This is a genomic window from Pseudomonas sp. MT92, assembly GCF_058792515.1.
The window spans coordinates 476,132-489,904 of the sequence record NZ_JBXAFA010000002.1; the positions used below are offsets into that span (position 1 = coordinate 476,132).

The following is a 13,773-nucleotide window of genomic DNA, read 5'->3' on the forward strand; positions in this document are numbered from 1 at the left end:
CCCGGACTCAGCGACCGACCACAGGCATTGTCAGCAACTGCAAGCGCTGGGCAATGGCGGCGGCGGGGGCATCGGGCCGGATTTTGCTCCAGCGCTTATTGGCCACGTCGCCGACGATCAACTGCGTGGAGTGCTGCTCGGGGGTCGGCACGATCTGGCCGATGCGCCCCAGGACAAGGTCCATCTGCGCCTTGTCGCCGGTAAGGAAAAGCCAGTGGGGGCCATCGACGCCCTGCTTCAAGGTGTAAGCCTTGAGTACCGCCGGGGTGTCCCGCAGCGGATCACTGGTAAGGGAAATAAAGGTGATGCCCTCCGCCTGGTCGCCCAGCACTTCGCGTACTGCCTTGAGCTTCTGGGTGATCAGGGGGCAGGCGTCGGTGCAACTGGTGAAAATCACGTTGAGCAGCACCACCCGGTTCTGCAGCGCGTCGCTGTAGAACCGCAGGGTGTTGCCGTTCTGGTCCTGCAACGGGGTGTCGGTGAACCAGGTTTTTGCGTCGCGGGTGCCGCCCGCCGGTTGTGCCATGGTTGCAGCAGACGCCGGTGCCGGTTCTTGATGGCCTTCGTGGGCGAAGGCCAGCGCACTGAACAGGCAAAGGCAGGCACTCAGGACCATGCGGTCAAGGGTTCTCATGGCTGATTCTCCATGGCGACGGCCGTGTGCTTGGCGTGGACATTGCGCTGACCGCTGAGTTTCTCGACTTCACGGCTCAGCACCGCCGGGTCGGTGAAACCGTAAAAACGCGTCCAGTGACGGCTGTTGCCATCGCCGACCAGAATCAACGGCGCATGGTTCTTGAAGTCGCCGCTGAAGGAGCCAAGGCCCTTGAGGGTTTCGTTGACCGACTGCGTGGTGCCGGTCAGCCAGCTCCAGCCCGGGCCGTTCTGGAAGGTCCGGGCATAGTCGTTCAGGCGCTTGGCGTCATCGCGCTGCGGGTCGATGCTGATCGACACCAGTTGCACCTCGGTACCGACCCGTGCGCCGAGCTGTTTCTGCACCTTGCCCATGATCGAAGACACCACCGGGCAGACCGTGGTGCAGCTGGTGTAGATGAAGCTCATGACCACGATCTTGTTGCTGACCAGGTCTTTTTCCAGGCGCACGGTTTTGCCGTTCTGGTCCACCAGCGCCACGTCGGCGAATTTGACCTGGGTGCTCTCGGGGGTGGCGCTCCTGGCCTGCATGTCGTGACCGGCATGTTCATCTGCCGAGTGGGCCAGTGCCTGGCCGATGCCGACAGCCAAGAGGCAGAAGGTCAGCAGGCCACGGTGTGCAAATCGGTTCATGTCGATGTCCTCTTCAATGAGTCTGGCCGGGGGTCACCCGAACACTGGCAAAGGTCTGGTCGCCGAAATTCGCCCCCAGTGACGCCGCACGCACGTGCAGGTACCAGGCGCCTTGTTGGTTGAGGTTGACCGGGGCTTCATACACCCCGTTGCCGATTTCCACGGCCGCGACCTCCCGAGGCCGCGAAGTCGGGGCCAGGAAGTAACGCACCTGAACGTCCTTCACCCCGCTGCGCTCGGTTTTCTGCTTGCCCTGGACGATGCGAAAACGCACGACATAGGGGTTGCCCAAAGCAGCGGTGGAGGTGTCGAGCATGAACTCCACGCTTGGCACGCCAGCGAGGTGATCGAGGTTCTTGTCGGCCTCGACCACGGCGGTGAAGCAATGAATGATGTTCGGCTGGTTGAGCAGGAACGCCACGTCGAAACGCCCGGCCGGCGGCAGCTTGATCCGTGCGCTGTACAGCCCCGGCTCGACTTCGCGCAGGCTGCGGTCGATCACCAGCGCCGCCCGTGCCACTTGCCCGCGATTGGGGTAACCGGACATCGGGGCGTTCATGCCTTCGGCGTAGAAGTAGGTGGTGTTGTCCACCGGGTTGACCACGAACACCGCGTTGTCGTCCCGCGACACCGCCAGGCTCGCGGCCAATGGCAGGTCACCGGCCAGGCGCGGCGCCTGGGGCCCGGCTTCGAAGCCCTGGCTGATGGGCGTGCGGCCTTCACCCAGCGACGCCAGGTTGATCATCGTCACCTTGGGCGAGGCCAGTCCGCGGATATAGGCGTAGGCCTTGGTGAACACCACCTGATAGGGCTCGGCGGACACGTCCAGTTCATGGATCAACGAGTCGGTGGCGGCGTCGATGACCGCCGCCTGGTTCTCCAGGGTATTGAGCACGATGCCGAAACGTCCGTCGGCGCTGAAACCCATCGGGCCGAGGCCCTGCTTGACCTTGATCACCCGCCGCACCGACTGGCTCGCCGCGTCCACCACCGTAACCGTGCCGTCCTTGCCGTCGGCCACATAGGCCGCGCCGGACAGTGGCGAGTACACCACCGACAACGGGTGCGAGCCGGTCTTGAGTTGTTTGATGATGGTCAGGCTGGCGATATCGATGATGCTCAGGGTGCCGTCGTCGCGATTGGTGACGAAGGCGAAACGGCTGTCCTTGCTGAAGGCGATTTCGTGATGGCCGCCCCCCGTGGCCAGGTGCTTGAGGGTTTTCAGGCTGTGAGTGTCGATCACCGTGACCCCGGACTGCTGCGCTGCCTGCGCGTTGTTGCCGACCCACAGCAGGCGTTCGTCCGGTTGCAGCGCGACACGTACCGGGTTTGTGCCGGCCGCCACCGAATCCACCAATTTGAATTGCTCGCTGTCGATCACCGCGACTTCACCCGCCGTCGGCATCGACACGAACACCCGCTTGTTGTCCCTGGGGGTGACCCAGTCCATCGGCGGTTGCTTGATGTCGATCCGCGCCAGGGTGCTGGTAATGCCGCCCACCGACACCGACGGATCGACCACCGAGACACTGGCATCGCGGTTCATCACCATGAGGAAGTAGCTGTTGAGATCGAGCAAGGGGCGTGCGCCGATGCTCGACTTGAGGAACACCCCGACCCGCGCCTTGCAGCTCTGTTCGCGGCCCTGGGCCTGGTCGGCGGCGACGGTCTCCGGGTCCAGCCAGGCGCCCGGTGCAACGCCCGCCAAGGGCTGGCCGGAAGCCTTGTCGGTAATGCGGAACTGCACGTCGGCGAACTGCCCTTCGCGCAATACGCCGTCCGCGCCCAGCGGCTTGACGTCGAGCGCCACCGACACGCCGTCACGCTCCAGCGACTGTCCGCTGCGGGTATCGGGCAACGCAACGTCGTTGAGCAAGGCCGCAGGTGAAGTGCGCCATACCCCGAGGCAGATCAGCGCCACGCCGACAATCAACGCGCCGCTGGCGATTTTGATGGTCCTGTTCATGCCAACACTCCCCTTCAGATCTGTGTCTGACTCATCGCCCCCTGAGGGAGCGAGCCTGCTCGCGAAGAGGCCAGCACATCCAACATTCATGTGTCTGACACTCCGCCATCGCGAGCAGGCTCGCTCCCACAGGTGTTGCGTTGTTTCCCGGCCTACGGCGCCGGTGCCGGCTCCGGTTCGTTGGTCACCCGCAGCAATCCCCACAGCCCGGCGGTGTTGCCATAGGCGCCGTAATCGCGGAACAGGTAATCACCCGGTATCGCGTTGCTGCCACCGGCACTCGGGTGCATGAAGCTGAAATGCGCCGCCGGCAGGATGCTTTCGTGGGCGCCGACGTACATCGACATCGGGTTGTAGCCAAACCGCACCGAACCCACGCCAGGCGTGCCCATCGGGTAGCCACCGGTGTCGCTCTTCTCGGGCTGGAACGGGTTGACCGACCAGACGTGTCCGTCGAGCTGGAAGGTGGTGCCGCGACTGCCGCCGGTCGGCATCAGGATGTGCGTGCGGAACGGTTGCCCCGGTTTGACGTACAGCACCGGCGTCTGCGGATCGCCGCCCACCAACGCGTTGCTGAAAGCCATGTGCGCGTTCTGCACATCGCCGTAGCCATGACCGTCGGCGTGGCCAAACGGCGCATCCGGGGCCAGACCGAAGCGGTACCACATCGGCTCTGTCTTGAAGTTGATGGCCATGCTGGAGTTGTCCTGTGGATCGGTCGGCACGCCCGCCTCCGAGGCTATGCCTTCCACCGGACGACCATTGGCCCAGCGCATGTTCAAGGCCTTCTGCCAGACCATGGCAAAGTCGCGATAAGGGGTTTGCCCCGGCGCGGTGACGGTCGCATTGACCTTGCGGGTGTCTTCCGTCCAGGTGGCGCCCACCGGCAGGATGCTCATCGCTGCGCCCAGGCCTTTTTGCGGCTGCTTGATCACGTCTGCCGGCGTGATGTTCAGCCCGCCGAACTCCACCGCCGTGGCGTTGATGTTGTCGACATTGCGGCCCAGTTGGGTAATCGGTTTGCCTTCACGCTCCAGGTGCCCGGCGTAGTACTGATAGGTACGGGTCGGGTACGGTCCGGTATTGCCCACCCGAGGCGGCACGGTCTGGATCGGGTTGGTGCCGACGTTGGTGCCGTCGGATTTGGTGATGTCGTAAGCCAGCAATTGCGCGTGCAGGCCCACGGTGCTCGATGGCCGCAGCAGGTTATTGCTGAAGGTGGTCGAGCCCTCGCCGCCGTTGCGGTCACGCTTGACCATGCCCATCACGGTGGCCGTCTGGGGCAGGTCCGGCATCACGCTGGGCAGACGGTTTTCCAGGGTGATGTTGATGCAGTCACCGGCCGCCGCACGCAGCACCAGCGGTTCCACCGGCACGCCGGGTTTGAGTTTGCCGGTGACCGGGTCGAGGTCGGCCTTGCGCACATAGAGGATCGCGGTCGGGTCATGCAACGGCCCGCTTTGCCCGCCGATGGTGAAGGTCACACCGTCTTGAGGGTCGGTCACGGTGACTTGCGGGATGCTCACCGCCCGCGAGTTGAAGACCAGGGTGCCACCGGCCGGATTCAACGGCCCGCCGACGTGCTGTCCAAGCCCCGCCGAGTCACCGATGGCCAGCCCCAGGGGGTTGCCGAGGATATCGTTGGCCAGGGCCGCGACCACTTCATAGTTGCGTTGCGGGGTCGGCCGGGTGCCGATGCCGTTGGGGTTGGCGCCGATCCGCGGGCAGGTGCCATCGAAAGCCACGGTGTTGCGCATGCCGGCCGGTTTCGGGTTGTTCGGCAGCGCGAACAGATCGTTGCGCTGGGCCGTGTAGTTGCGCATCACGCCCCAGATGCCACTCCAGTACCCTTCAAGCGAGGCGTCCATGGAGTACAGGTAGTCACCGGTGGTGGCCGCCGAACTGGAGAGCATCGAGACCGGCGCGATGAAGCCCATCTGCTCGGAAATCCCGATCATCTGCGACGCGCGCCAGCCGGAGTTGGAGCTGTTGCCGAAACCGGAACCGCTTTGCAGCCACTTCACACCGTGCAGGGTGACGTTGTGCTCCTCTTCGTGACCGCCGGCATGCACCCGCAGCCGCACGTTGTCGCCGGTGTAGGTGCGCAGCATCGGGGTGAACGGGTCACCCGGTTCGGCGCCGCCCTTGTTGATGTGCGGCGGGAACAGGGTGGTGCCGCCGGTGGGACCGGTGGCCGCGGTAATCAGGTTCGGCGCCAGGTTCATCGCCGGGATCGCACGGTCGGTACGGCTTTGCATGGCGTACGCCAGGTCGCCGCCCAGGCCATCGGCCTGCATGCCGCGCTTGCCGTCCGGGCCGACCTTGTTCGGGTCGTACACCCGCAGCGCCAGCGGTTCGTTGCGGTAATTGACCACGAACATGCCGGGGTCATCGACCGAAATCGCTTGCGGGCAAGGCCGGCTTGGGCAGCCCGGCATCAGACCGCCACGGGCTTCGACCACTTGCTCAAGCAGGGTCTCGGCTTCCTTGCGCACCGGCGGATTGATCGCGTAGCGGAAGCTGTCGGCGGTGGCCGGGAAGCTTTGCGCGTCAGGTATGCCATTGGGACCGGCGCCCACGTACACCCCGGCTTCATAGGCGTGCTGGAAGTCGCTGTATTCGAGGAAGAACTCACGGAAGCTGTCGTTCTTGCCGTCACCGTCCAGGTCGCCGGTAGAGATCACTGCTTGCCACGACGTCGGCCCGCCGTCCTGCCGCGCGCCGCTGTACAACGGCTCGCCGGTTTCGGCGTGGAACCAGGTGGAACCGGCCGGTTCGGCCAGCACGGTGGCGTACAGGCCAATCTGCTGGTGCGTCGATGGGCCGAGGTGGTCGTGAGTGAAGATGGTGCCCAGGCCACGGTCGACGCCCTTGGTGTTCACCACCGGATCGACGAACCAGCGTTGCATCGCCGTGCGCGCGCCGACCCAGTCGGCCCGGCCGTATTGGCCGAAGAACGGGTGCGCCTTGGCTTTCGGGCACGCGGCCGTGCCGTCGCGCGGGTCGGTGCCTTCGCACTGGTTGAACTGGCGAATGGCATGGATGCGCTCTTGCACGGCACCCGGGGAAAGGATGCCGTCTTCGTAGTTCCAGCCGTTGGCCGAACCGTCGGCCGCCGTCAGGTCCCATTTCGGCAGGTGGATGTGCTGGCCGATCACGTCGGTCGGTGTGCGCACCTGATAGTCGTCCATCTCATAGATCGCCGGTACCAGGTTGGTTTGCTGGTACTGCACGCAATCGAAGGTGTTCATGCGCATCACCAGCGGCTCTGGCGGACGCTGCTTGGTGATCACCGGCCAGGCGTCTTCCCACAGCGCGAGAATGCGCGCCTGCGGGAAGTGGTAGCCGACTTTGTTGTACACCGCGTCGAACTGAATGTTCGCCGCCTTGTAGATGCGCGGGCGGTCGGCGGTGAAGGTCGAGGCACCGCTGAACGACATGCCGTCGATCCGCTCACCGCTGTTGAACTCACCGCTGCCGGCGCTGCTGGTCAGGCGCTTGGCCCGGTCATCCATGCACGGCTCATAGTACGGTGCGCCCGCCATCGGCAGCGCACCGTTGGTGCGGAAGTTGCGCGCCACCACCTGGTTGCCCGGCAGCACGGCGAAACTGGGGTGTTCTTTTTTGGCGTGGAACGCCATGGCCGCCTGTTCGACTTCGGTGCCTTCTTCGGGCAGGTACAGCGGCTTGGCGCGGGTCACTTCCTTGGAGAAATCCAGGGATGTGGTCACCGTGTGCGCCTCGCCGCCAGAGGCGAAACCGTCCAGCGAGTGACGCCCCAGGCCACCATCCCAGCCACCGGACTGCGCCGGATCGAGGTTGGCCCACAAGGCATTGCCACTCGATTTCAAGGCCTGGGCCTTGGCGGCGTCGAGCATGTCCAGCGGTGGGGTAGGCGGGCGTTGGCCGACCGAACTTTCCATGCCGCCGATCCAGAAGGGATAGCCCGGGTTCTTCAGGCTGCCGTCGGCATTGCGGTTGGCTTCGCTGCGGTCCACCAGCGCCAGCGAGCCAATCGCCTGGGCGCTACCGCCATGATGCCCGCTGTCATCGTCGCCCTCTTCATCGTCGTCATTGGCGGCCACCAGGGACTCGCTGATTTTCGGTACGACCGCGACTTTGCCCGGCATCGGCGCCATGGCTTTGCCAGGCAGCGGTACCACCGCCGGAATCGGCGTGCCGGCCACAATCTCACCATCGGGCAAGGCCCGTGCACCCGCCGCCGGTTTGCCACTGCGCAGGGCATAGGGTTCGCTGTGGTAACCGTCGGCGCCCTGTTGCGAGACTTCGAGTTTGGTGCCTTCTTCAAAGACGTCATGGACCCGCCACATGCTCCACATGCCTTGGGCAAAGTGCGGGTAGAAGTGGCAGTGATAAATCGCATCGCCCGCTACCCGGTTACGGTTGCCCGAACCGCCATTGGCGATTTCATAGGTGTAGCCGGCGCCCGGCCCGATGCCCTGTGCGTCCACGTAGTCGGAGTTGTCGTCGTTGGGGTTGAACAGCCACTGATGCCCGTGCAGGTGGAAGATGTGCTGCTCATGGCCGTTGTGGGTGTTGCGGAATTTGACGAAGTCGCCGATGTAGCTGTGGTTGACGTTGGACGGCTCGGACGGATACAGCGCCATGGTCGCCTTGACCCCGACCTGATCGGCCTTGGGCACTTCACCGGGACGAATGTTTTCCAGCCCGGCGTTGGCCGGTACGTCCACCAGCATCGCCACGTCGCCGACGGTGTGAGAGCTGAGGAAGAATTCTTCATAGGCACAGGACAGGCAATCGTGCATCGGCCCCACGCCCAGTCGGTTGGCCACGACTTCGGCGCCCATGCCGCCGGAACCGTAGTTGATCATGAAGCCATCGCGGGTCGGCTCCAGCACGTGGGCCATGACCGGGTCGGCCCAGTAGCCTGGAAACGCCTGGGTCGCGGCGGTTTCATCCTGGAACTGCGAAGCAAAGTCGCGGAAGGGCTCTAGACGATTGGGCAGCGCCGGGTTGCGTTTGCCCACCGATTCCAGCGGATAGGTCGAGGGTGGAAAGCTGCCGTCGGCGTTGCTGCCCATGACAATGGCGTCGCTTTCGCTGGAAATGATTTCGTTGCCGTCGACCATGTTGATGATCGGCGTGCCGGCCTTGCCTTCACGTATCCAGGGCTGGCGCTGCGGGTAGCGCGCCTGGTAATCGACGATCGGCTGGCCGGCCGGGGTGCGCCCGGTGGTGGCCAGGCGCATCTCTTCTTCGGTCACGGTGTTGCGGTAGGTGCGACCGCCCTTGGGCACCACCACCACTTCGCCGAACAGCCCGTTGGCCACGTTGCCGGCCGCACCTTCGCCACCGAAGGTCGCGCCACGGCTGCTGGCGGCGAATGCGCCTTCACGCTCGGCGTACAAGGTGTAGCTGCGCGTGGCACCCGGCGGGATCAAGGTATTGGCGTTGCGTCCGGTAAACGAAGCGATGTCGTCGATGCTGTTGACCGCTTGCATGCCGTTGACCTGGAAACCGACATGGCGGTCAGTGACCTGCTCATCGACCTTGAAGGCATTCTCGTTGCCGACTTCGACTTCACCCTCCACGCCGCCATTTTCGTGCGAACCGGGGTTGGCCTGATAGGCCAGGAGGTTCTGCAGGTTGATGGTCAGGCAGTCGCCGGCGGCGACCCGCAATACCAGCGGACGCGGACGCTTGTCGGGGCGCAGCGACACCTTGCCCGGCACCGCGGCGCCGCCCTGAGCCAGGGATATCTCATGATCATCGACCACATCGCGACGCAGGGCGAAGATCATGCCGTTAACGTTTTGCGCACCGAGGCGGTTGAACATCAGCGGCTGATCCAGCGCCACGACGTTGGCCACCAGATTGCGCTCACAGCGCGCAGCCGCTTCGGCCAACTCGACGCCGAACATCGAGGCCGCCAGCAGCAACAAATGAAAGACGGATGGAACGTGGAAAATGCCGGTCATGATCACGGGCCTCGCTGTGGGTGCTCACAGGGAATAATTCTCGACAACTCCGTTGAGCAATCTGCATGCCATAAAAATTACGTTTACTTTTCATACAGTTACGATTGGCACTTGATACATCGGGGGATAATTCCCCACTTATTCCCCACTTTTTCGCCGGGGCCACCATGCCCCAATGTTGGGGAAAACCACCCCACGGCTTTCGGTTACAGCGGGGCGTCGGCCGACAAGCCCTGCAAACGCCGGTACTGGCGCAGCACGCTGGGCACATAACGCTGGGTTTCGGCGAACGGCGGGATCACGCCGCCACGGCTGAGCACCGCTTGCGGCCCGGCGTTGTAGGCGGCCACGGCGAGGGCGATGTCGTTGTCGAACAGGGTCATCAGCCGCTTGAGATAACGGGCGCCGCCCTGAATGTTGGCCTTGGGGTCGTAGACATCGGTCACGCCCATCTCGCGGGCCGTGTCGGGCATCAATTGCATCAAGCCACCGGCCCCCTTGGCGGACACCGCACTGGGGTTGTAGGCCGACTCGGTCTTGATCACCGCGTGCAACAGCGCGGCCGGCAACTGGTTGGCCGTGGCCGCCGCCGACACCAGCTCGGCGTAGGGTTGCGCGGCAATCATCTGCGGCTGTTGATCGAGGCTGACCACCGCCGCCGCGGGCTCGTGGATGACCCGTTCATAGTGCCGACCGGGGCGGTGGACGTTGGACAGGACGAAGTTGCCCCTGGCATCCGTGGACACGAACACATCGGCTTGAGCGACGCCCGCCAGCAGCAGGCAGCCGAGCATTCCCGTGGTGAGTGCTTTCATTGTTATGCCTCCCCTGCCCGGCCCCGAAAATTGGGGGTTATGCCCCAATGGCCAGTCGTGAATCAGCCATACGCAAGCACTGTGCCGAAAGCGCAGAAGCCCATGGCACGCGGGTTACAGGGAGATGCCCAAGCCTTGAGCAATCCTTTGCATGGCAATTGCATAGGGCCCTGTTGCGACCCTTCTGCCGACTGTGTGAGGTCATCATGAATCAGCGACTGTGTTTCGCCCCGCGTGCCCAACGCGGCTTCACTCTGCTCGAACTGCTGGTGGTGCTGGTGGTGCTGGGGTTGTTGGCCGGCATCGTCGCGCCGAAATATTTCGCTCAGTTGGGCCGTTCCGAAGTGAAGGTGGCCAAGGCGCAAATTGAAGGACTGGGCAAGGCCCTGGACCTTTACCGCCTGGAGGTCGGCCATTACCCGTCAACCGAACAGGGTTTGCAGGCGCTGGTCACCGCGCCCAGTGACGAACCCCACTGGACCGGTCCGTACTTGCAGAAAAAGCTGCCTCAGGACCCTTGGGGCCGTAACTACACCTACCGCTACCCTGGCGAAAACGGCGAGTACGACCTGCTGTCCATGGGCAAGGACGGGCAACCCGGCGGCGAAGGCGAGAACGCTGAAGTCACCAGTTGGCAGTGACGGACATGGCCACCATGCGATTTCATCTCAAAGCCGTCGGCAAGGCCGGCGTGGTTTCCATGACCGTCGAGGCACCGGGTCACAGCGAGGCGCGGCGCATCGCCGAAGACCAGGGCCTGCGGGTGGTCAGCCTGCACGCCGAACGTCATTGGCGGGCGTTGCGCCTCAAGCAGCGCGAGACGTTCAACCTGGTTTTGTTCAGCCAGGAATTGACCACGTTGCTCAATGCCGGCCTGCCGTTGATCGATGCGCTCGAAAGCCTGGCGGAAAAAGAAACCGCGCCCCAGGCCCGCAAGACCTTGAGCGAGCTGGTGCGCCTGCTTTATGAAGGCAAGTCGTTTTCCCAGGCGTTGGCCCAGTTGTCGGCGGTGTTCCCGCCGTTGTACGTGGCCCTGGTGCAGTCCAGCGAGAAGACCGGCGCCGTCGGCGAAGCACTGGGCCGCTATGTCAGCTATCGCCAGCGCATGGACGAGGTCCGCCAGAAGATCATCAGCGCCTCGATCTACCCCATGCTGTTGTTGGTGGTCGGGGGTGGCGTGGTGCTGTTCCTGATGGGCTATGTGGTCCCGCGCTTCAGTCTGGTGTTCGAAGGACTGGGGTCAAACCTGCCGTGGCTGTCGCAGATCCTGATGAGCAGCGGCATGTTCCTGCACGCCCACCAGGGCGAGTTCTTCGGCGCCTTGCTGGCCATCATCGTCGTCCTGGTGCTGCTCAAGCGCCAACCGGCCTTTCGCCGGGGCGTGGACCACCTGATCGAAAAACTCCCGGCGGTACACCAGCGCATTTTCATGTACGAACTGGCGCGTTTTTATCGCTCCCTGGGGATCCTCTTGCAAGGCGGCATTCCCCTGGTCACCGCCATGGGCATGGTCCGTGGCCTGCTCACGGTGGCCTCGCGCACACGCCTGGACCAGGCGTGCGAACGGGTACGCGAAGGGCAATCGCTGTCGACGGCGCTGGAGCTCAATCATCTGGTGACCCCGGTGTCCCTGCGCCTGCTGCGCGCGGGTGAGCAGTCCGGCAACCTCGGGCAAATGATGGAGCGCAGCGCCGACTTCTACGACGAAGAAATCAGCCGCTGGATCGAATGGTTCGTGCGCCTGTTCGAACCCTTGCTGATGACCTTCATCGGCCTGTTGATCGGGGTGATCGTGATCCTGATGTACATCCCCATTTTCGAACTGGCCTCGAGCATTCACTGACCGCTCTGGAACGGGGCCTGGGACCACGACGGACGATTTATCGACGTCGCAAATGAATAAAGCGGGACGTTGAGGTGTTTATCGACGGTTCCTGCTGAATAAAGCAATGCACTGCATTGTTTATCAACGTTCCACCTGAAGAAAAAGACGGAGATCGATATGCACATGAACAAGCTTATGCTGGCTGTTGCAATTGGCGCAGTTCTGTCGGCATCTACCGTACTGATTCCGGACAACCTGTCCGGGGTTTCGAGCGCTCACGCAAAAGAAGGGGGTAGTGGTGGAGGTGGCGGCGGCCACGGTGGTGGTGGCGGTAGTGGCGGTGGCGGTGGCGGTAGTGGCGGTGGCGGTGGTGGTAACGGTGGCGGCCACGGTGGTGGTGGTGGCGGAAGTGGCGGCGGCGGTAATGGTGGTGGAAGCGGCAGTGGTCACGGTGGAAGTAGCAGCAGCGGCAACAGCGGCAGCGACCATGCTTCGGGGCACAGCGGCAGCACAGCCTCCTCCGGTTCGGGACGCAACAGCAGCCACGCAGAACCGGGTGATGATCACGGGGTTCATCGTGGCGGCGAGGTAGGTGACGACCACGGCGCTCACCACGCCGGACAACAGGCGGGCGACGACAACGGCGCTCACCATGCCGGACAACAGGCGGGCGACGACAACGGAGTCCATCGTGCCGGCGAAGTCGGTGATGATCGCGGCGTGCATGTGGGTGGCGAAGCAGGCGATGACAAACGGACCTGACATTCACTCATCAACACACGATCTGTGGGAGCTCGCTCCCACAGATATCCAGGCACCCACAACATCTGCGCCCGACACAAATCCCCTGGAGTTGGCTTGCCAGCAAAGGCGGAGTGTCAGGCACCATCCCTATTGAGTGGACTGCCCGTCTCACTCTGATCCAGTCGCTCGCGCAAAAACTCGATCAACGCCTGCACCGGTCGCGATGACTGGCGGTGTTGCGGGTACACCGCCGACAGGGTCAACGGCTCGGGTCGGAACTCGTCCAGCACCGGCACCAATCGCCCGTCGTTCAATGCCGAACCGACAATGAAGGTCGGCAGGTAGGTAATGCCCATCCCCGCAATCGCTGCGTCCTTGAGCAACTCGCCATTGTTGACCCGCATGCGCCCGGTGACGTTGACGGCCAGCGGCTTGCCCTGCCCTGCGAAACGCCACTGCACCTGACGGCCGTGGCCGTAAGGCAGGCAGTCATGGTTGTGCAAGTCTTCAGGCTTGAGCGGCGTGCCGCGCTCGCTCAGGTAAGCCGGGCTGGCGCAATACACTCGCTGGATGGAGGCGATGCGACGGGCGATCAGCGTCGAGTCTTCGAGAATGCCAATGCGCAGCGCCAGGTCGTAGCCCTCGCCCAGCAGGTCCACCGGCCGGTCACTCAAGTCCACTTCCACCGTGACCTCGCGGTAGCGCTGCAAAAACGCTGGCAGCAAGCACCCCAGATGGGCCAGGGCAAAGGACAGCGGCGCACTGACGCGAAGGGTGCCGCGCGGCTCGGTGGTCTGGCCGGCGATGCCCTGCTCCACCTGCTCGACCTCGCTCAGCAAGCGCAGGGCCGATTCGTAGTAACTCTGCCCCAGGGGCGTGACGTCCAGGCGCCGGGTCGAACGATTGAGCAATCGCACGCCGAGGCGCTCTTCGAGTTGCATCAAGCGCCGACTGACAAATTGTTTGGACAGCCCCAGTTGATCGGCAGCGGCCGTGAAGCTGCCGGAGTCCATCACCTGGCAAAAAATACGCATGTCTTCAAAGGGATTCATTGTCACGCTCCAGTTGACAGTAAAACACTTTATAGCGGCTTTTTCCCGTTCAGGCACCCTATTAATCTGTGCTCACGGTGTTGCTGAGGCCTGAATCACCCTGCCGCCAGCAGCCTGAAACCCA

General features: G+C 63.7%; 9 protein-coding genes. 3 read left to right on the forward strand and 6 right to left on the reverse strand.

All coding sequences use genetic code 11. The features are described from left to right. Positions 1-7: 7 nt before the first annotated feature. The 5 genes from AC1Q6D_RS05305 to AC1Q6D_RS05325 form a co-directional block, all read right to left on the reverse strand. Positions 8-634 carry an SCO family protein gene (locus tag AC1Q6D_RS05305; RefSeq protein ID WP_103406639.1) on the reverse strand — a complete coding sequence of 209 codons (627 nt, stop codon included), beginning with the start codon at positions 632-634 and terminating at the stop codon, positions 8-10. After that, entirely contained in the window at positions 631-1,287 is a 657-nt protein-coding gene (locus tag AC1Q6D_RS05310; protein ID WP_103406640.1) for an SCO family protein, read from the reverse strand. Before AC1Q6D_RS05310 ends, AC1Q6D_RS05305 begins: the two co-directional genes overlap by 4 nt. 13 nt (positions 1,288-1,300) lie before the next feature. Continuing rightward, positions 1,301-3,253 carry a YncE family protein gene (locus AC1Q6D_RS05315; RefSeq protein ID WP_103406641.1) on the reverse strand — a complete coding sequence of 651 codons (1,953 nt, stop codon included), beginning with the start codon at positions 3,251-3,253 and terminating at the stop codon, positions 1,301-1,303. A 152-nt stretch (positions 3,254-3,405) separates the two neighbouring features. Further along, complete coding sequence (gene mnxG, locus AC1Q6D_RS05320; protein ID WP_103406642.1) at positions 3,406-9,213, reverse strand: manganese-oxidizing multicopper oxidase MnxG; 5,808 nt, start codon at positions 9,211-9,213, stop codon at positions 3,406-3,408. Between the two features lie 206 nt (positions 9,214-9,419). Next, positions 9,420-10,028 carry a lytic transglycosylase domain-containing protein gene (locus tag AC1Q6D_RS05325; RefSeq protein WP_103406643.1) on the reverse strand — a complete coding sequence of 203 codons (609 nt, stop codon included), beginning with the start codon at positions 10,026-10,028 and terminating at the stop codon, positions 9,420-9,422. A 206-nt stretch (positions 10,029-10,234) separates the two neighbouring features. Here AC1Q6D_RS05325 and gspG point away from each other — a divergent pair, with 206 nt between their 5' ends. The 3 genes from gspG to AC1Q6D_RS05340 all read left to right on the forward strand — a co-directional run bounded on the left by gspG (position 10,235) and on the right by AC1Q6D_RS05340 (position 12,615). After that, a complete protein-coding gene (gene gspG / locus AC1Q6D_RS05330; protein ID WP_047530712.1) occupies positions 10,235-10,669 on the forward strand; it encodes a type II secretion system major pseudopilin GspG in 435 nt (144 codons plus the stop codon). A 14-nt stretch (positions 10,670-10,683) separates the two neighbouring features. Then, positions 10,684-11,871, forward strand: a complete 1,188-nt coding sequence (locus tag AC1Q6D_RS05335) for a type II secretion system F family protein (RefSeq protein WP_103406644.1) — start codon at positions 10,684-10,686, stop codon at positions 11,869-11,871. Positions 11,872-12,030: 159 nt separating this feature from the next. Further along, positions 12,031-12,615 carry a hypothetical protein gene (locus AC1Q6D_RS05340; RefSeq protein ID WP_492618451.1) on the forward strand — a complete coding sequence of 195 codons (585 nt, stop codon included), beginning with the start codon at positions 12,031-12,033 and terminating at the stop codon, positions 12,613-12,615. 116 nt (positions 12,616-12,731) lie between these two features. On the opposite strand, the gene AC1Q6D_RS05345 is transcribed toward AC1Q6D_RS05340, so the two are convergent. Further along, positions 12,732-13,649: a LysR family transcriptional regulator gene (locus AC1Q6D_RS05345; RefSeq protein WP_103406816.1), complete on the reverse strand. Its 918-nt coding sequence runs from the start codon at positions 13,647-13,649 to the stop codon at positions 12,732-12,734. Positions 13,650-13,773: the final 124 nt, after the last annotated feature.